The 19,305-nt window shown below is 64.0% G+C and carries 17 protein-coding genes; 5 read left to right on the top strand and 12 right to left on the bottom strand.

Annotated features, from left to right (window positions below; all coding sequences use genetic code 11):
* Nucleotides 1-43 precede the first annotated feature (43 nt).
* The 4 genes from JOF48_RS07195 to JOF48_RS07210 all read right to left on the bottom strand — a co-directional run bounded on the left by JOF48_RS07195 (nt 44) and on the right by JOF48_RS07210 (nt 4,338).
* On the bottom strand, nt 44-943 hold the full coding sequence (locus JOF48_RS07195; RefSeq protein WP_209678958.1) for a carbohydrate ABC transporter permease: 900 nt from the start codon (nt 941-943) through the stop codon (nt 44-46).
* A 92-nt stretch (nt 944-1,035) separates the two neighbouring features.
* Nucleotides 1,036-2,454, bottom strand: coding sequence for an N-acetylglucosamine/diacetylchitobiose ABC transporter substrate-binding protein (gene ngcE / locus JOF48_RS07200; protein WP_209678961.1), 1,419 nt, complete (start codon nt 2,452-2,454; stop codon nt 1,036-1,038).
* Between the two features lie 155 nt (nt 2,455-2,609).
* Nucleotides 2,610-3,374 (bottom strand): sugar isomerase domain-containing protein, encoded by a 765-nt coding sequence (locus JOF48_RS07205; RefSeq protein ID WP_209678964.1) that lies wholly within the window; start codon nt 3,372-3,374, stop codon nt 2,610-2,612.
* On the bottom strand, nt 3,367-4,338 hold the full coding sequence (locus JOF48_RS07210; RefSeq protein ID WP_209678967.1) for a MurR/RpiR family transcriptional regulator: 972 nt from the start codon (nt 4,336-4,338) through the stop codon (nt 3,367-3,369). The genes JOF48_RS07205 and JOF48_RS07210 overlap by 8 nt, the downstream gene beginning before the upstream one ends.
* A gap of 92 nt (nt 4,339-4,430) precedes the next feature.
* Between JOF48_RS07210 and JOF48_RS07215 the strand changes: the two genes are divergently transcribed.
* Complete coding sequence (locus JOF48_RS07215; protein ID WP_209678970.1) at nt 4,431-5,462, top strand: N-acetylglucosamine kinase; 1,032 nt, start codon at nt 4,431-4,433, stop codon at nt 5,460-5,462.
* A 24-nt stretch (nt 5,463-5,486) separates the two neighbouring features.
* Here JOF48_RS07215 and JOF48_RS07220 read toward each other — a convergent pair whose 3' ends face one another.
* From JOF48_RS07220 to dnaB, 4 genes are all read right to left on the bottom strand, one after another.
* Nucleotides 5,487-5,864, bottom strand: coding sequence for a hypothetical protein (locus JOF48_RS07220; RefSeq protein WP_209678973.1), 378 nt, complete (start codon nt 5,862-5,864; stop codon nt 5,487-5,489).
* A gap of 74 nt (nt 5,865-5,938) precedes the next feature.
* On the bottom strand, nt 5,939-6,544 hold the full coding sequence (locus tag JOF48_RS07225) for a hypothetical protein (RefSeq protein ID WP_209678977.1): 606 nt from the start codon (nt 6,542-6,544) through the stop codon (nt 5,939-5,941).
* A gap of 9 nt (nt 6,545-6,553) precedes the next feature.
* Complete coding sequence (locus JOF48_RS07230; protein ID WP_209678980.1) at nt 6,554-7,957, bottom strand: MATE family efflux transporter; 1,404 nt, start codon at nt 7,955-7,957, stop codon at nt 6,554-6,556.
* A gap of 75 nt (nt 7,958-8,032) precedes the next feature.
* The gene (dnaB, locus tag JOF48_RS07235; protein ID WP_209678983.1) at nt 8,033-10,633 is read right to left on the bottom strand and encodes a replicative DNA helicase; all 2,601 of its coding nucleotides are present in this window, start codon (nt 10,631-10,633) and stop codon (nt 8,033-8,035) included.
* Between the two features lie 562 nt (nt 10,634-11,195).
* Here dnaB and JOF48_RS07240 point away from each other — a divergent pair.
* Nucleotides 11,196-11,636 (top strand): DUF1801 domain-containing protein, encoded by a 441-nt coding sequence (locus JOF48_RS07240; RefSeq protein ID WP_209678985.1) that lies wholly within the window; start codon nt 11,196-11,198, stop codon nt 11,634-11,636.
* A 72-nt stretch (nt 11,637-11,708) separates the two neighbouring features.
* Here JOF48_RS07240 and rplI read toward each other — a convergent pair whose 3' ends face one another.
* From rplI to rpsF, 4 genes are all read right to left on the bottom strand, one after another.
* A complete protein-coding gene (rplI, locus tag JOF48_RS07245) occupies nt 11,709-12,158 on the bottom strand; it encodes a 50S ribosomal protein L9 (protein WP_209678987.1) in 450 nt (149 codons plus the stop codon).
* A 15-nt stretch (nt 12,159-12,173) separates the two neighbouring features.
* Complete coding sequence (gene rpsR / locus JOF48_RS07250) at nt 12,174-12,413, bottom strand: 30S ribosomal protein S18 (protein WP_005273147.1); 240 nt, start codon at nt 12,411-12,413, stop codon at nt 12,174-12,176.
* An 87-nt stretch (nt 12,414-12,500) separates the two neighbouring features.
* A complete protein-coding gene (locus JOF48_RS07255; protein WP_209678989.1) occupies nt 12,501-13,103 on the bottom strand; it encodes a single-stranded DNA-binding protein in 603 nt (200 codons plus the stop codon).
* Nucleotides 13,104-13,179: 76 nt separating this feature from the next.
* A complete protein-coding gene (gene rpsF / locus JOF48_RS07260) occupies nt 13,180-13,485 on the bottom strand; it encodes a 30S ribosomal protein S6 (RefSeq protein WP_103467154.1) in 306 nt (101 codons plus the stop codon).
* A gap of 278 nt (nt 13,486-13,763) precedes the next feature.
* Between rpsF and JOF48_RS07265 the strand changes: the two genes are divergently transcribed.
* From JOF48_RS07265 to JOF48_RS07275, 3 genes are read left to right on the top strand one after another with little or no spacing between them, the layout of a single operon-like run.
* A complete protein-coding gene (locus JOF48_RS07265) occupies nt 13,764-15,221 on the top strand; it encodes a DUF3375 domain-containing protein (protein ID WP_209678991.1) in 1,458 nt (485 codons plus the stop codon).
* Nucleotides 15,218-16,000 carry a DUF4194 domain-containing protein gene (locus JOF48_RS07270; RefSeq protein WP_209678993.1) on the top strand — a complete coding sequence of 261 codons (783 nt, stop codon included), beginning with the start codon at nt 15,218-15,220 and terminating at the stop codon, nt 15,998-16,000. Before JOF48_RS07265 ends, JOF48_RS07270 begins: the two co-directional genes overlap by 4 nt.
* The gene (locus tag JOF48_RS07275; protein ID WP_209678994.1) at nt 16,001-19,294 is read left to right on the top strand and encodes an ATP-binding protein; all 3,294 of its coding nucleotides are present in this window, start codon (nt 16,001-16,003) and stop codon (nt 19,292-19,294) included.
* Nucleotides 19,295-19,305 lie beyond the last annotated feature (11 nt).

Below are 19,305 nucleotides of genomic sequence, written 5' to 3' on the forward strand. Positions count from 1 at the left end.
ACGTGGTCGTTGAGCGCCGTGGTCTTGGAGAGTTGGATAGACATTATTCAGACACATCCTGACTGCCGCCGGTGATCTTGTTGACAAGGAACACCAGTGCGGAGAAGAGCAGCGTAATGGCGGCCAGCACCACGCCCATGGCGCAGGCCAGACCGAACTGGTTCTTGCCGAAGGCCGTCATGAACAGCTTTTGCGACATCACCAGGGTGGAGTTTTCCGGGCCGCCCGTGGAGTTCAGGACAGACATGTAAACGAAGGCGTCCAGGGCAAGGATGCCCATGTAGACGTATGCCGTCTGGATGTTGTCGCGGATCAGCGGGATGGTGATGCTGATGGCGGTGCGGAAACGACCGGCGCCGTCAATGCGGGCGGCCTCGAACGTCTCTGCAGGGATGCCCTTGATGGCGGCAATGAACAGGATCATGTAGAAGCCTACGAAGCCCCACACAATGACCACCATTGAGGCGATCATGGCCGTGCGGGAGTCGCCCAGCCAGGCGTAGTCCTTGAAGCCGTCGAAACCCACGGCCGTCAGAATCCCGTTGAGCAGGCCGTTTCGGGGTGCGAAGATCTGCGCCCAGATGATGCCGATGACAACGGCAGGAATGACATAGGGGAAGAAGGAGATGACACGGTAGAACCCGGCGCCCTTCAGGCCCTTGATCTGCCCGCGGCTGCTGCCGCCGATGGTGACCAGGGTGGCCAGCACCAGGGACAGGATCACAGTGATGATGGGCAGGAAGATGGCGAGGGTGATGCTGTTGCGCACCGAGAGCATGAAGATGTCATCGTTGAAGAGCTTGACGTAGTTGTCGAAGCCCACGAACGGCATGTTGTTGTCGAAGCCGCCCCAGCTGGTCATGGAGTAATAGATCGCCTGGGCGAACGGAGAAATCACAAAGACCAGATAGATCACCAACGGCAGTCCCAGGAAGACTGCCATGAAGCTAACCTTGTCGAATGTCAGTTTTTTCCGGCGCCGCCGGGCAGTGGCGACAACGCCACTGCCCGACTGCACTTCGTTTGTTGCTTGGGTCACTTCACTTCAATCTTCTTGACCGAGGAGTCGTTCGCCACGTTGTCGGTGATCTTCTGCATGGCGCTCGTCAGGCCGGCAACATCCAGCTTGCCGTCCAGGAAGGAGTTCCACGGCACCAGCAGGTCGGCGTTCATGCCGTAGGTGTCAATGAAGTTCCAGGTGAAGATGTTCTTCCCGGCACCTTCCAGCATGGTGGTCTGGGAGACCAGCGCGGTGGAACCGAAGCCGTCGGCGGGCACGGTGCCCTTGACGACTGTGGGAGCCAGCTTCTCCTTGGCGAAGTTGGTTGCAGCTTCCTTGGAGAGCATGGTGCGCAGCAATTCCTTGCCGGCAGCCGGGTTGACGCCCTTGGAGGGGACGATGAAAGGCTCGCCGCCCGCGGAGCGGACACCCTTCTGGTCGATCTTCGGGCTGGAGGAGACAACGGGAGTCGGAGCACCGGTCATCTCGAAGCCTTCCTTGGTGACATCCTTCATCTCGTTTTCGATCCAGGAGCCCGAGGGGTACAGCAGGGCTTCCTGGTCGTTGGACCAGGCAGCCTGAGCGGCCGTGAACTCAGTGCCGGAGCCGCCGGGGACAAACATGCCCGCCTTGACGATCTTTTCCAGGGCGGTCAGGACTTCCTGCATGGCCGGCTGCGACCAGCAGTCGGGCTTCAGGTTTTCCAGCGACAGGCGGACCTCGTCGCCGCCTTCCTTGATGGCCGACTCGATGGCCATGGTCAGGTAGTATGTGGCTGCCTGCTTGCCCCAGACGAACAGGTACTTGCCCTTTTCCTTGGCCTTGGTGCCCAGCTCGTAGGCCTCATCCCAGGTGGTGGGGACGGTCCAGCCATTTTCCTTGAACAGGCTGGCGGAGTACCACACGGCGTAGACCGTGAGCACGTAGTTGATGGCGGCGAGCTTGCCGTCAAAGGTGCCCGGTGCCAGCACGCCGTCGAACAGGGTGTCGGCAATCTTGGTGCCTTCGAGGTTATTGGCATCAATGACACCCTGCAGGTCCTCGAGCTGGTCCAGGATGGTGCTGAAGCCGATGGACTTGGCGCCCGAGTTGTCGATCAGGTCCGGCGGGGTGCCGCCGGCAAAGCGGGGCTGCAGTTCCTGCGCAATGTCCGTCGAGGGGCTGATCTTCACGTCAATGTCCGGGAAGTTCTTGCTCAGGATCTTGCCGGCGAACTCGACGTAGTCGATGCCGTATCCGCCCTTGAAGATCACAGCGTCCAGTGCGCCGGTTGAGGCCAGGCCGAACGGGTTCTTGGTGGGGTCAACTTCGCCGCCGGGAGCCTTCGAAGTCTCGCTGGATCCGCCGCCTCCTGCGCAGGAAGCCAAGGCTCCACCCACGGGCAAAAGAACGGCGGTGGCCAGTGCACCGCGGAGGAATCCACGGCGCTGCAGCGGCTTGTTCTGAATAGTCATTCTGTGTACTGCCTTCCATTGATGGTTCGAACGTTAGAAAACGGTCTTACTCTGTACTGCTCTGTACTTGGAAAGTACGGGCACTGCATTTCACTGCAACTTGCTTCGGCTGACTTCACGCGCTGTAGCTGACTTCAACTACTTGGCTGTTGGAATCACGCCTCACGCCTGAGCCGGCCAACATACTGGCCCACCAGTGCTGTGTTGTGTTCGTCCCCGCCCGGAATATTTGCCGAAATATAGATGGGCGGTTTCTTCCCCGCACGAACCAGGCATTGGACCGTCTCAATGGTCAGCAGCTGCGCAATGTACGCAGACGTGATGGATGACACGGCACCAACACCCCCTCCGCCGGAAACTTGTAGGGTCGTATCGCCATACGGCGCCCTGTTATCCATAACAATATCGGCAATCTCACTGAGACGCATCCCACTCGGGTGTTTCGTCGCCACGGCATTGGTGTGCTCGAGGCTTGTCACGGCGATGACTTTGTGTCCGCGCTGCTTGGCGGCCAGGGCGAGTCCCACGATGGAACCGTTCACACCCGAGTTGGAGGCGATGATGAAGATGTCGCGGGGGTCCACCAGCGAGAGGTTGAAGAGCTCCTCCGCGACGCCGGTGTCCCGCTCCAGAACGGAACCTTCCAGGGAGTCCAGCACGGACACATCGCGGTCCCCATGCAGGACCAGGTCGCGCAGGGCAATCTTGCTGGTGGGGATCAACCCGCCGGCGCGTCCGGCAATTTCCATGGCGAAGGCCTCGGAATGGCCGGTGCCAAAGGCCTGGATAACGCCCCCGTTGGCAAGCGTGTCGGCCATGGCATTGGCCGCCTCGACCAGTCCGCCGCCAGCCGCCCAGGCAGTGATGGCGTCAAGCCGTGTGGAGACCTCGAGGCTGAAGGCTGTCAGTGAATCAGGCACGGTCGTCCACCTTTCCGGAGTTTCGTGAACCGCGGCCCGTGCCAACCTCCAGCCGGGCGGCCCGGGTGGGGCGCCGGTGGGGGGAGACTGCCATGGCGGACGCGGCAAGTTTTGATGTGGTCTGGGCAAAGTTCACCTGGGCCACCAGCAGGTAGATCAGGTCGAGGACCAGCAGTTGCACGTGCTTGGCGGAGAGGTCATCCGGCTGCAGGAACTGCTCGTGCACTGAGGTGATGATTGACTCGTCGGCGCTTTCCGCCAGCGGGGAGCCGGGGTTGTTGCTCAGCGCCACTGTCAAGGCGCCGGCTTCTCCGGCTTCGCGCAGCATCTGCAACGTCTCTTCCGTGCGTCCGGTGTTTGAGATGCCGATGGCCACGGAGTTGGAGTCCTGGATCGCGGCACTTGTCAGGCCAGCATGGACCTCAGCCCAGTAATGGGCGTTGATCCCGATCCGGTACAGGCGCGACTGCAGCTCCTTGGCCATGACCGAGCTGCCGCCGATGCCGTAGATGTCCACGTGCTGGCACATGGCGATCCGGCGGGCAACCTTGTTCATCTGGGCCAGGTCAATGACCGCCGCGGTCTCCGTCAGTGAACGGGTGTGGGCGTTGACCAACGTGCTGAGTACATCACGGGGCGAATCATCCGGGCCAAAGGCGCGGCCAATGTCGGCCTTCCATGACTCCCGCGCGTCGCTGCGCCCCAGGTCCGAGGCGATGCTGACACGGAAAGGCACGTAGCCGGCGTAGCCGAGCAGGCGGCAAAAACGTGTCACGGTGGCCGGTGACGTCTTGGTCTGTTCCGCCAGTTCCATGATGGACAGTTCCAGCGGGGCCTGCGGATGCTCCAACAGGTAGGAGCCGATTTTCGCCATGGCGGCCGGCATGTCAGGTAGTTTGGCCTGAATGCGGTTCACAACACCGGCGGCCGGTGCAGCGGCCGCAGAGGACGTGAAGGCTGACATGTGAAAATCCATTTCTTTTCGGTGAGTACATACTGAAAACTATTATCGTCCCCGATGTAAGTCAAGTCACACCTAGACACAGAATGATAACGATGCGAAATTATCTAGCGATTGACGCCGGCGGAACCTCCACGAGGGCCGTCCTGGTTGACCCTTCCGGGCAGTGCCTGGGATACGGCACGGCGGGCGGTGGGAACCCGGTTTCCCGCGGATTTGAGTCTGCACTGGCCGCACTTGTGGAGGCCTCCCGGAAGGCCCTCGGGGACACCCCCGGCGGCGTCGAGGGGGCACTTGCAGGAATGGCCGGCGCCTCACTCGAGCTGCCGTCACAATTGTTCCGGGAAGGGTTCCGGACGCTCGGGTTGCGCGGAGAGGTCATGATCGAATCTGACCTTTTGGCCGCCTTTTACTCAGGAACCTTTCACGATGATGGCCTGGCTTTGATAGCTGGTACCGGAGCCGTCGGCGCGCGGGTTGTGGACAGCAGGCTCGACATGGTGGCGGATGGAACCGGCTGGCTGCTTGGCGACAACGGTTCAGGATTCTGGCTGGGCAGGGAGGTTGCCCAGGCGGTTGCTGCGGCCCTTGACGGGCGCGGTCCTGCGACGGCACTGACGCCGCTGGTGCTGGCTGAGCTGGACATCACCCTGGACCCTCAGGCGCGCACCCTGGGACGCCTGCGGGCGCAGCAGCAGCTGATTTTCAAGGTTTATGAGCTGAAGGCGATTGAACTTTCACGGTTTGCCCCACTGGTCTTCGCCGTTCCGGAGGATGCCGTTGCCCGGGCCATCGTCGACCGTGCGGCGCAGGCACTGGCCCAGACTCTGGTGGCGGCATGGGAGGGCAGCGGCGCCTCCGGCTCCGGGGCGTCCGGGGAGCAGCTGGCGGCCCAGCCGCTGGTATTTGGCGGCAGCGTGCTGACCAAGGGCGGCACAGTGGCTGCTGCCGTCGTTGAACGCCTGCGCACGGCCACGGGCGTTGGCTCGGGCGACATAGCACCCGTGCTGGTGGGCGACGGAGTGGTGGGTGCTGCTGTCCTGGCACTCAAGCGCCACGGCATCGCCGTGGATGCCCGTGTCTTTGCCCGCATACAGGAAAGCCTGGCCGCCCTCCGCGGCGGATAGCAGCCAGGGCCGGAAGTCAGCGTTTCAGCGGGTGGGGGCTCCGCCGTCGTCCGTGTCCCTGCCGCTGCCTGCCGAAGGGCCTGTTTCGCCGTCACGGGCCTGGCTGTCCTGCCGGGCCTGCTTGAGGCGGTCGGCCGAGCGGCGGTTGATGCCGGAACCCTCGCTGAGGGAGGGGTCATTCTCCTTGTGGCCCATGACCAGCAAGGAGGCGATGAGCAGGGAGGCGACGAAGGCGATCCCGAACGCTATCCCGCCCAGGTCCCAGCGCAGGCCGTTGCGGGTGCCGCCGGCGGAGACGATCAGCGTCACCAGGCCGGCCACGGCACCCATGGCGAAGGAGAAGCCGAGGGGAAACTTGATGGATTTGGCAGAATCCTGGTTCTGCGGCTCTACACTGCCCACAATTGGTCCTTTTGCTTGTTTGGTATTTCACGCACCACGCGCTTCTACGCAGGGTAGAACATATGGTGTCCAGTTTACGCGGCTTTTGCCTTGCCGCCGTCATGGCGGAGTGTGAGGGCCGACAAGGTCCACAGGGCGCCGGTCATCATTGCACCGCCGCCCATCACGCCAAGGATGGCGTGGGGGCCCGCGGCGGCGAAGAAGGGCAGCAGAAGGCCGGTGCCCAGGCCCAGTGCGCCGGAGATGATCCAGTCGCCACGCAGCGGCGGACGGCCCCCGCCGGCTGTGCGTTTCCGCATCCCGGCGAACAGCTCTGCGGCGCCCATGACGGCCAGGGCGGCGCCGGCAAGCCAGGCGGTGACGACGGCGCTCAGTGACACGGCCGCGACCACGGCACTGACGGACAGCAGGCCGACAGCACCCGCTATGGCCATGCGGCGGGAGTCCCCCCGGGGCAGGTCGAGTGTGCGCAGCACCCAGTAGTGCGAGGCGGCGAGGGCCAGGAAGTACAGTGCCACACTGACACACAGGCCCACCGTGCCCGGGTTGCCCCAAAACACCGTGGTCAGGCCGAACGCCAAGGTCACGAGGGCGCGCAGGAGAACCGGCTGCCAGACTGGACGCGATCCACTGGCGGAGGTGCTTGCGTTGCTGGGCTGGGGCAGGGCTGTTTCAGTCACGCATCAAGTCTAGCCGCGGCCGGGCCGGGCGCCGACTTGCAGCCACCGTCCCGTGCGGGCCCGCAGCCCCAGGGTCAGTCCGCGCGCACCCATGTAGCCGATGCTGAAGGCGGCCCAGACCCAGAACAGGCCCGCGGGGGTGTCACCCAGGCCCGCATGCCAGACCCAGTAAAGCAGCGGCAGGTAGATCACAAGGTTGGCCATGCCGGCGAGGGCCAGGTAGCGGGCGTCGCCCGCGCCGATGAGGACGCCGTCGAGCACAAAGACATAGCCCGCAAGGGGCTGGCCGACAGCCATGACCAGCAGCGCCGCGGCCAGTGCTGCGTGGACGCTTGCGTCCGAGGTGAAGATCCAGCCCACAACGCCCGAGACCGCCCAAAGCCCCAGTCCGGTAATGACGCCGAACCCCAGGCCCCAGCGGGTCATGGTGCGTGTCAGCAGATGGACCTGGGCGGTGTTGCCGGCGCCAAGCTCCTTGCCCACCAGCGCCTGGGCCGCGATGGCGAGGGCATCGAGGGCAAAGGCGAGGAAGCTGAACAGCGTCATGGCGAGCTGGTGAGCGGCGAGGTTTGCGGGGCCCTGCGCCGTGACGACCAGGACGGTGACGAGGATTGCCGCCCGCAGCGACAGCGTGCGCAGCATGAGCCAGCTGCCCACGGTGGAGACCGCACGGACGCCCGCCCAGTCCGGCCGCAGGGAAACCTCGTAGTGCCGCGCCGCCCGGGTCACAATCACCAGGTAAACAGCGGCCATCCCCCACTGCGCGATCACAGTGCCGAGGGCCGCGCCGGCCACTGACATGCCAAGGCCGTAGACAAAGGCGAAGTTCAGGACGATGTTGATGCCGAAGCCAACCGTGGCAACGATCAAGGGTGTCTTGGTGTCCTGCAGGCCGCGCAAAACGCCCATGGCGGCCATGACCAGCAGCATCGCCGGGATGCCCGCCAGGCTGACCAGGAAGTATTCCTGTGCGTAGGCCAGGACATCACCGTGGGCACCCATGGCGTTGAGCAGGGGACCGCCGGTGAACATGCCGACGACGGCGAGCACCAGTCCCAGGCCGGCCGCCAGCCACAGTCCGTCCCGGCCCACGGCAAGTGCCTCTGCGTGTTTGCCGGCACCCAGGAGGCGGGCCACTGCGGGGGTGGTGGAGTAGGCCAGGAACACCATGAGTCCCACGACCGTCTGCAACACCGTGGCGGCAAGGCCCACTCCGGCAAGTTGCGGCACACCCAGGTGGCCAACGATGGCGGAGTCGGCCAGCAGGAACAGCGGTTCGGCGATGAGGGCGCCGAAGGCGGGGATGGCCAAGCCGCGGATGGCCCTCGCCGTGGAGCGGCGGCTGGCTGCCGTGCCGGTCTTCGGCGTCACCGAGCCACGCACCTCGGGGCCTGGGATGGGATTGTTGGGCATGGATTCCTTGGGCATGGGAGAGCTGTCCGGGGCGTGGTTCAACAGTAGCGGCCGAAGGGCGGCCGCCGCCGTGAACTAGTAGCCGCCACCGCTTTCGCTGGCCATGTTGGCGAAGCGCGAGTAGTGGCCCTGGAAACCAAGCACGATGGTCTTGGTGGGACCGTTACGGTGCTTGGCCACGATCACGTCGGCTTCGCCGGCCCGCGCCGACTCCTTGTCGTAGATGTCTTCGCGGTGCAGCAGGATGACCATGTCGGCATCCTGCTCGATCGATCCGGATTCACGAAGGTCGGAAACCATGGGCTTCTTGTCCGTGCGCTGTTCGGAACCTCGGTTCAGCTGAGAGAGGGCCACCACCGGAACTTGCAGTTCCTTGGCGAGCAGCTTCAAGGCACGCGAGAACTCGGAGACTTCCTGCTGTCGTGATTCCACACGCTTGCCGGAGGACATCAGCTGCAGGTAGTCGAGGACCACAAGCTTCAGGTCATGCTGCTGCTTGAGCCTTCGGCACTTGGCGCGGATTTCCATGAGTGACATGTTGGGGGAATCATCGATGAACAGGGGGGCCTCGTTCATCTTGCCCATCGTCGTGGCGATCTTGGACCACTGGTCGTCCTTGACGGTTCCCTTGCGGAGGTCCTGCAGACTGATGGTGGCCTCGGCAGAAAGCAGTCGCATGGCGATTTCGTTGCGGCCCATTTCCAGGGAGAAGACAACAGTGGCCATGTTGTGGTCAATCGCGGCAGACCGGGCCCAGTCAAGTGCGAACGTTGAGTTGTGCGTGGGAATGAAGGACGGGCCCGCCAGATACAGATGACTGCTGTGGGCGATCTGTATGCATTTCACCGGAACCGAATCAACGGCGCGTACGGACGTGATGAACCGCTGGCTGCGCTTGGGCGTTGCCCTCGCGTCGCGTTCCTTGTGCAGCAACTGCTTGCGAGTCAGTCCGAAGACCACATCATCCGTGGCGAAAGTGATCGTGTAGGCGGTGGAAGAAGACTCTGATCGCCCCCGGACGGACTTTTCTGACCATCCGGTTCGGTAGCCCAAGCTGTGGATGAGTTCCCGGGTACCCCTCGCCAAGACGAGATTCGTCACAGCAAATTGCACGCAGCCACTGCTGGTCACGGTTCCATCCGTATCAAGAAGCCCAGCGAGCAGTTCCCGACGCTGGGCTTCGCTGGCCCGAAGATACACGTCGGGAATGTGCTTGTTGTTCAACAGCGAGTTGGAGCGCAAAAGCGCCTGAAGTGATCCATGGTCGAGACGGCACGGTTCACAGCGAAGTCCACCGCTGCAGGCAATGCCGCAGTCAATGCATGTTGGAGCAGGAACGGGATCAGTTGTGTAACGTGCCTTTCGGCCACAATTCTGAGAGCAAGTGCGCACCTGACGCTGCTTGCTGGTGAACGCTTCCCCGCACACGACGCAAATCCCGTCAAAGACAAATGACTCCGGTGGCAGGTGGATGCTCATCGTCAGATCAGTAACAGACTTTAGTTCATAGCCTTCGGCGGAAATCCGCATGAACACTTCATCGTCCGCGTTCGTGACACGGGCAGCAGCCGATTCACCGTCACCAAGCCACGCACCTAGCGTGTATGGTCCGATGGGAAGCTCCGCTGTCGGAAGGTCCAGTGCCCCGGTGTTGTGTATTGAGTGGTTCAGCCGATTGTCCGATACAGCGCACCGCAATGTGTTTGCGATTTGCGTGGTTGTCCGCACTTCCGCGGTGATTCTCGGATGAGTGGATGTCTGGGCAGATTTCCTCGAAGCCCTGGTGTCGGTGAGCCACTGGTGTTCGGCATCCGCTATGAGGACACTGCCGTCGTCAAAAGTCACTTCAAAGCAGGGCCGATCCAGCATGATCTCGGTGGCTGCCACAACTGTCGTCGGGGTTCCATCCGCAGCCAGAACCCAGTCGCCCTCTTTGACCTCTCCCATCGTGGTCCAGCCACTCGGCGTGGGCAGCAAGGTGTCCGTTGCCAGAGCCTTGCCCACGGCCGGACGAGCCGCGATGACGATCATCTGGCCCGGGTGCAGGCCGTTGGTCAGTTCATCGAACTCGTAGAAACCGGTGGGCACGCCCGTCATGCCCTGGCCCTTGTGGCCCGACGCCTCGATTTCATCCACTGTGGATTCCATGACGTCCTTGAGCAGGACGTAGTCCTCAGTGGTGCGCCGCTCGGCCACGGCAAAGATTTCCGCCTGAGCGGCGTTGACCGTGTCCTCAACCTCGCCGTCCTGGGCGTAGCCCATCTGGACGATCTTCGTGCCAGCAGTGACCAGCCGGCGGAGCACGGCCCGCTCGGCCACGATCTCGGCATAGAAGCCGGCGTTGGCAGCGGTGGGAACGGACTGGATGAGCTGGTGCAGGTAGGCTGCGCCGCCGGTCTTCGTGATCTCGCCGCGCTTGGTCAGCTCATCGGCGACGGTGACGGCGTCGGCGGGCTCGCCTCGGCCATAGAGGTCCAGGATGGCCTCATAGATACTCTCGTGGGAGGGCCGGTAGAAGTCATTGCCGCGCAGGACCTCAACGACGTCCGCGATGGCGTCCTTGGAGAGCATCATGCCGCCGAGCACGCTTTGCTCGGCAACAAGGTCCTGGGGTGGTGTCCGGGCGAAATCCGGTTCGCGGGATGAAGCTTCTGATTCCCTGGCTGGAGCCGACATTGTGGTGCCTCTTTCTGCCCTGCTGGCCGGGCGCTTCACCGCTGGAAGGCGGCGTATACCTATTGCTACTACTCTTTACCAGCTGGTTCCGACAAAGTTGCCGCAGAGGAGCGCTCAACTGCAACGTTAGACGCAGAAACGGCAACCACCAACCCCGTTATCCACCCAGCCTGTGGATAACCGGTGCATTAACTGCCCCAGCTTGTGCACAGGATGGGGACAACGATGTGGATAACTACGGACAGGGTTGTGGAACATGCCTCTGACCTGCATAAACACTGTCCACCACTTGTGGAGAACCACAATATTTACATAGCTGGAACATCTTCCCGGGATCCCTTGACGCTCCGGGTGACACAAGATACAGCGGTGATATCCACAGATATATGCGTGTGTGTGGATATCCCCGCCCAGCCCGTCCACAGCGCACCGGTCCGGTGCCTTCCTGCGTAACAAAGTGCGCGGACCATGTGCCTGCATGCGCACACGGACATGTTGGCCATCTATATAGTTGGCTGCACGACACCGCCGCCGTGCGCCCGGCCCACAGGAGAGCGATTGCATGAGCAACAAGACCCCGCCCACAAATATTGACCCGAGGGAATTCATTGCCGAAGTGGACACCACAGCCGTCCGCCGCGCGGATGCCATCACCCTTCTGGAGATGATGGAGGACGTCACCGGCCTGCCGCCACGCATGTGGGGACCGAGCATCATTGGCTTCGGGGAATACCACTACAAGTACGCCTCGGGCAGGGAAGGCGACACGGCCGCCGTCGCATTTTCCCCGCGAAAGGCCAGCCTGGTGGTCTACGGCCTGGGCGAGCCGCCCGGAGCCGCACCGCTGCTGGAAAGGCTGGGCAAGTTCAAGTCGAGCGTGGCCTGCACCTACATCAGCAAGCTGGCGGACGTCGACATGGACGTGCTGCGCGAGCTGGTGGACATGACGTACCGCCACTTCACCACCCGAGATATCCAGTCGCAGCAGTCACAGCCGGACTGAGGCGGAAACCGGCCCAAAAAAGCCCGGCCCCCGCAATGGGGACCGGGCTTCTTGTGAAGCGGTGCAGCGAGACTAGCTTGCTACAACGTTCAGGGTGATCGTTGCTGAAACATCTTCGTGGAGACGAAGGGTTGCAGTGTGCTTGCCGACCGACTTGATGTGGGCGGGCAGTTCGACCTTGCGCTTGTCAATGGTGCCCAGGCCTGCAGCTGCAACAGCATCTGCGACGTCGGCAGCCTTGACGGTGCCGAACAGGCGGCCCGAGGCGCCGGCCTTGACCTTGAGGACAACGGCGTTGGCCTGGAGGGCAGCTGCCTGCTCCTGTGCAGCCTCAACGGTTGCGTGCGCGTGAGCAACACGTGCAGCCTTGATGGTCTCCACCTGCTTCTCACCGCCCTTGGTCCAGGTCAGTGCGAAGCCGCGGGGCAGAAGGAAGTTACGTGCGTAACCGTTCTTCACCTCAACGATGTCGCCAGCGGCGCCGAGGCCGCTTACTTCGTGGGTCAAAATGAGCTTTGCCATGTTTATTTATCTCCCTTAACCGCGGCCAGCGCCGGAGTAGGGCAGCAGTGCAACTTCGCGGGCGTTCTTAATTGCCTGTGCGATCTTGCGCTGCTCCTGGACGGTGACACCCGTGACGCGGCGCGCACGGATCTTTCCGCGATCAGAGATGAACTTGCGCAGCAATGCTACGTCCTTGTAGTCGATGACGGTGACGTCAGCGGCCTTCAAGGGGTTGGACTTTGGTTTGGGCTTACGGAGTTCAGCCTTAGCCATCGTGGAGCTCCTTAGTATTAGTGGAGCCCGTGGATATTAATCCGCGGGATGGTGAGCGTGCGACGGTTGCCGCACAAATGATTTTGTTTAGAAGGGGGGCTCGGAGTTGTCCGGGCCCGCACCCCAGCCGCCGGTGTTTCCGCCGGGCGTTGCCCAGGGATCCGCCGCCGGTGCAGCCTGGGGCTGCTGCTGGCCGCCGCCCCAGGGAGCGTTGCCGCCACCCTGGTTGCCGCCGCCGAAGCCGCCCTGTCCCCCGCCGGCGTTTCCGCCGCCGAAGTTGCCGCCCTGTCCGCCGCCAAAGTTGCCGCCACCCTGACCGCCGGAGCGCTGGGTGCGGTTGACCTTGGCATTGGCGTAACGGAGCGAGGGGCCGATTTCCTCGACCTCAAGCTCCATGACGGTGCGCTTTTCGCCTTCTTTGGTGTCGTAGGTCCGCGACTTCAGCCGGCCGGAAACAATCACGCGCATGCCCTTTGTCAGGGATTCGGCAACGTTCTCGGCCGCTTCACGCCAGATCGACGCACGGAGGAACAGCGTTTCGCCGTCCTTCCACTCGTTGGACTGGCGGTCAAAGGTCCGAGGAGTGGACGCAACGGTGAAGTTCGCTACTGCTGAACCGCTCGGGGTAAACCGAAGTTCGGGGTCACCGGTGAGATTACCAATGACCGTGATAGTGGTTTCGCCTGCCATCTGCTCCTGCTTCCTGCTTGGTGTTTTCCTACTGGCGTTTTTCCTGCAACGGAAAAGCTAAAACGAAGTGCCGAAATTACTCGGCAACAACCTTCTGCTCTTCCGGGCGGGTGATCTTGGTGCGCAGGATGGTCTCATTGAGGCCAAGCACGCGGTCGAGTTCCTGTGCGGTAGCAGGCTCAGCGGTGAAGTTCACCACGGCGTAGATACCCTCGGACTTCTTCTGGATGTCGTAAGCCAGGCGACGACGGCCCCAGATGTCAACCTTTTCGATGGTTCCACCATCGTTGGTGATGACATTGAGGAACTTCTGAAGCGACGGCTCAACGGTACGCTCATCAACATCGGGGTCGATGATTACCATCAGTTCGTAAGGACGCATATGTGAACCCACCTCCTTTGGTCTAGGCGGTTACGGCATTTCCGTAACAGGAGGTTCATTTGCGATGCCCGTGCGGCGGTCAATTCCACATAAATGTGGTCCCGGTGCCAGCACAGACTTGTCCATCTTACCGTAACTACGACGCCGGACGGTCGCGCCTGTGGGTAACTCTCACCACACGCTTCGGCCGGGTTGCGCACAGCTGCAACGGGAATCCGCAGGGCCTTCATGCCTTAAAATGGAATGACACCCCGATTCTCCTGCCGAAAGGCCGTGCCATGCGCTCCACCGACCAAGCCGTTGCGCAGTGGCACGCGCAAAAACAACTGCGGCTCAGCCCGGCATGGAAGCTGCTTCAGGGCGCCCCGTGGGCCCTTGCCTTCCTGCGTGCGGAATTCACGGCATCCAGGCAGCGGGTGGGCCTGGAGGAGTTCCACGCCGACCTGGCCGACTTCATGAAGGAGCTCCGCGAGGAGAACCTCAGCCTGAACGACGCCTGGCAGGCGTCGCACTACGCGGATTCCTGGGTGCGCAGCCAGTTCCTGTCCCGCCCCATGGTGGAGGGCAGGTTCCACTACGAACCCACCGCAGCAACGGCCCGGGTGCTGGCATTTGTGGACAGCCTGACGGGGCAGCACACCAACCTCAACAGCTCCCGCCTGAGCACGCTGCTCAACAGCATCGAGACCCTCTCGCGGCAAAGCGACCCCAACCCGGAGTCCCGCATCGCCGCACTTGAGGCCGAAATTGCCGAGCGCCAGGGCGAGATTGCCGCCCTGCGGAGCGGCGCCAGCCCGGCCATCCTCTCGGATGATTCCGCCGCAGCTGCGGCCCGCAGCGTGCTGGACCTTGCCGCGGGCCTGCCTGCAGACTTCAAGCGGATGCGCGACGGTGTCGAGGCCATGCTGCATTCAATCCGCACGGAAATCATGGAATCCTCGGTGACGAAGGGTGTTGCGGTGGGCCAAGTCCTGGCCGGCGACAAGGCCCTGCGCGGCACGGCCGAGGGCGAGACCTTCCAGGGCTTCACCGAGTTCCTCAACGATCCCGTCCAGCAGGCCCGCTTCCGACAGTCGGTCAATGAAGTGCTGGAGCGCGACTTCACGGACCAGCTGACCTCCGAGGAGCGGGCCAACCTGGCCTCACTGCTGCGGGAGATGCGCCGCCAGGCCGCCGAGGTGCACGCCATTTACGGGCGCCTGTCGGAGAGCCTGCACGCCTACGTCCAGTCCGCCGAATTCCAGGAATCGGTGCTGCTGCGCAAGGCGATCCACGCCGCCGAACAGGCCGTGGCCACGGCGCCGCTGGGCGCCCGCACCGGGGTGGTGGAACCGCGGCTGTTCGCCCCCAACTTTGAGACGCTGTCCGGGCTGGGCATCTTCAATCCTGACGACCACGTCCCGCCGCCCAAGCTGGCCGCACCACCGGCCCTGAGCGACGCCGACATCCACCGCACCCCCGTGACGCCGGCGCCTGACATGCCAACCCTGCGCGCCGCCGTCGAACGCGTGCGGGAAACGCGCAACGGCCAGGCCACCCTGGCCGAGGTGTACGCGGGGCTGCCGCATGAACTCCGGCACATCAACACCATTCGCGGGCTTATCCTGGCCGCGCGCGGCTCCGGAGACAACGTCGACACCGGGCGCAGCGAGACGCTCGAGTTCACCCAAATAGACGGCACCGTGCGCACCGCAACCGTCCCCTTGTTCACCTTCACAAAGGAACCCATAGCATGAGCAGCACCGAGCGCACACTCTTCCCCGGCGACACCGGTTCCTTCCCGCTGGACATGCGCCAGGCACTGGTGCGGCTGCTGCGCGGGCCGTACATCGACGGCGCGACCGACCCTGCCCTGTGGACCACCGTCCTGACCCACGCAGTCTCCCTGCAGCAGTACCTCAGCGAGATATTCCTGCTGCTGGAGATCGACGGCGAACGCAAGATCGCACTGCTCTCGCCTGCCGGGGTGGACGCCGTGCATACCCAGCCGATCGTGGCGCGCAAGCCCCTGCGCAGGGAGGAGACGCTGCTGGCGCTGCGGCTGCGCGTGCTGCTGGACAGGCACGCCGGCTCGGGCACGGACGTGGGCATTTCCCGCGCCGGCGCCAGGGAGATCCTCGCCGAACACCGCCAGCCCGGCGCCGTGGACGACAAGCGCCTGGATGAACAAACCGATGCCGCGCTGGCCCGGCTGCTGAACCTGAAACTGATCCTGCCCACGGAACTGCCGCACGAATACCGGGTCAGCAACGCCCTGGCGCTGGCCCTGCCGTTTGACTCCATCGACCAGATTCCGGCGTACCTCGCTGCCATCGACGCTGCCACGCAGGATGCCCCGGACGGCCAGGACGAAGCATTTGACCTGGACGGCGGGCCTGAAGTGGAAGTCGAGGTGGACGGAGGGCTGCACGGGCAGCTTGCGGACGATGCACGCAGCGCAAAGGACAGCGGCACCGCCGAGGACACCGGCCGGGAACGCACCGCGCAGGACACCACGATGCAGGAGATCTTCTAAGTGAGCATTGCAACCACCCTGCCCATCGGCGGGGAACTCAACCCGGGCCAGTTCCGGCTCAGCCAGATCCAGATCATCAACTGGGGCACCTTCCACGGCCGGCACAGCATGTATGTGGACCGTGCCGGGACGCTGCTGACAGGCCATCCCGGCGTCGGCAAGTCCACCTTGTTTGACGGCATCCAGCACATTTTCTACGCGGCGCCGCGCCTGAACGAATCCGCCCACGAGGCCTCAAACCGCAAGGACCGCCGCACCACGTTCAGCTACATGCGCGGGCGCAAAATCAAGACGGCCAGCGGCATTGAGTACCAGCGCCCCAGCGCCACCTGGTCCGCCACCGCACTGGTCTTTGAGGACGGCCTGGGCCGTCACGTCACCATCGCCGCCCTGTTCGACCTGCCCGCCAACGGGCTGGAGGGCCAGGTGGGCAAGCACTATGTCATCCACGACCGGCCGCTGGACACCGAGGCGCTGGAGAACCACGGCAGCCGCCGCTTCTCGCCCTCCTCCCTGCATGCCGCCCTGCCCGGTGCCGAGGCGTTCGACGTACACAAGACCTTCGCCGAACGCTTCCGGCGCAGGCTCGGCATCCACAACGACAAGGCATTCAGCCTGCTGCGCACGCTGCAGAACGGCAAGGGCCTGGACAAGGGCGTCAACCGCTTCTTCCGCTACGAGGTCCTGGACAAGCCGGCCACGCTGGCGGCGGCCGCGGCAGCGGTGGAGGACTTCAGCCACTTGAGCGGCATCTACCGCCAGCTGGAGGACGCCCGCGGGCAGCGCGATGCCCTGGCGCCCGTGCCGGAACTGCACCAAAAACTCCGGCACCTGGCAGAGAAGCATGAGCGCACGATTGAGTTAAAAAACGTCCAGCTTCCCCTGCTCCGGCAGCAGTTCCAGGGCGAGCTGCTGGCGTCCCGTGCAGTCGCCCTCGCTGAAGCGCAGGCCCACAAGAAGGCCGACATCACGGCCGCCGGACAGGCCAAGGATGCCCTCGCCGAAACTGTTTCCGCACTGGCCCGGCAGCACGCCACCCACGGCGGGCAGGCCATCGAGTCCCTCGAAAAGGACATCCGCACAGGCCGGCGCGAGCTGGCGGAGAGCCAGCGCCTGGAGGCCGCTGCCCGCGACGAACTTGACGCCACCGGGCTCGAGTATGACTGGAGTGCGCAGGGACTGGCCGCTGCGCGCCTGGCTGCGGCGTCCGGCGTCGAACACCAGCAGGTGGACATGGACGCGGCGCGCACGCTGGAATACCAGGCCGTCGCCGCCAGTGTGAACCTCAAGGCCCGGGAAAAGGCGCTGCGGGCCGAGATCGCAGCCTACGAGCGCCGCGGCTCCAACATTGACTCGCGCAGTGCCGCCGCCCGGCGCGCCATCTGCGCCGCGACCGGCCTGGAAGCCGCGGACATGCCGTTTGCCGGCGAGCTGGTGGACATGGGCGCCGGACACGGTGCATGGCGGCCGGCGGCGGAAAAGGTGCTGCGTTCGCTCGCCACCACCCTGCTGGTTCGGGGTGGCGACATTGCGGCCGTCACCTCGGCCATCAACGCGCTCGACGGCCACGGCAAGCTGCGCTGGATCGACCTTGGCGTGCCCGCCAAGCCTGCCAAGGAGGGCCGCAACCAGCTGGTAGGCAAGCTGGATTTCCATGATTCCGAGGCAGGAGCCTGGCTCCGCGGGAAAATCGCGGCCGACTTTGCCTTCACCTGCGTTGACGACGACGCCGCCCTGCACGAACAGGCCAAGGCCGTTTCGCTGGCGGGAACCGTGAAGCTGGGGCAGGCGCTGTTTGAACGAGACACCCGCACCATCAACCCGGGCGACTACCTGCTGGGCTTCAACAACGTGGCGAAGATTGCCGAACTTGAGGACCAGGCCCGGCTGCTGGCCGACGAGCAGGGGGCCTTGGACGCCGCGGCGGCCGAAAGCAGCCTGGCGAAAGAACAGTCGGTCCGCAGGCTGGCGGCCCTGAAGCGCGTCGCCGCAGACCCCCGCACTTTTGAGGAGCTGGACTCAGCAGCCCCGGCGGCAGCGCTGGAGGCCTTGCAGGCCACCCTTGAAGCCACCATCGCCGGCAGCACCACGCTGGCCCAGCTCCGGGATTCGCTGGCGGAGGCCCAGGGTGAACTCGAGGCCGCCGTCGGGCGCGTGGCAGTGCTGCACCACGACCTGGCCGGAATCGAGAAGGACCTTGCCGCGGTCCAGGGCGTGTTGGCCGGAGGCAGCCCGGACAAGGCTGCGGACGACTGGGCGCAGGAGGCATTTGCGCCGTTCCTGGAGGCGGGCGAACCCGCCTCCCTCGACGAGCTCGAAGTCCTGCTGAGCCATGTCGCCGTCGACCTTGGGGAACGGATCGCCACCATCAAGGAACGCCAGTTCCGCACCGAAGCCGCGCTGAGTGAGATCTTCAAGGCGTTTGCCCGGCAGTTCGGGCCAACAATGAGCGCCAGCCACGGCACCGGTGCCGAAGCCGCTCCCCACTACGAGGAGCTGTACCACCGCATCGTCTCGGACGGGCTGCCGCAGCGCCAGGAGGAATTCAAGGAGTACTTCAACAACCGCTCCTACGAACGATTCTCCGACCTCCTGCAGCTGCTGGAAGAAGAACGGCGATCCATCGAGGAACGCATCCTGCCCCTGAACCAGATCCTGGCCGACGTCCCCTTCGAGAAGGGCAGCCGGCTGCGGCTGGAGGTGAAGACCACCGTTCCCGACGAGGCACGCGCGTTCCGCCAGGACCTCAAGGAGGCCCTCGGAAATGCCTACACCAAGGCAACGGAGGAAACCATGGCCAGCAGCTACCAGCAGCTGGAACGGCTCGTCACCTCACTGGCGGATCCCGCCATGGCGTCCTGGACCGACACCGTGCTGGACGTCCGCCAGCATGTCACCATCAGCTGCAACGAGCACCGCCCGAACGGGGAAACCGAGCTCGGCCTCGAACCCGGCACCCTGTCCGGCGGCGAGGGCCAGCGGTTCACGTCGTTCATCATGGGCGCCGCCCTGGCCTACCAGCTGGGGATCGATGTCCAGGGCTACAGCACCTACGGCACCGTCATGATCGACGAAGCCTTCATTCAGGCCAACTCCGAATACGCCGGGGCCGGCATCAACGCGCTGCAGGAATTCGGCTTCCAGCTGCTGCTGGCGGCACCCGAAGACAAGGTGGACCTGTCCCGCCACCTGGGTTCAGTCACCGACATCATCAAACATCCGCAGGCCAACGTCTCTGGTTTTGTCTCCACCGGCCAGTCGCCGGCCACCGCAACGGACATCATCCTGCGGTAAACACGGTCCGC

It is taken from the genome of Arthrobacter stackebrandtii (assembly GCF_017876675.1).
Lineage (GTDB): Bacteria > Actinomycetota > Actinomycetes > Actinomycetales > Micrococcaceae > Specibacter > Specibacter stackebrandtii.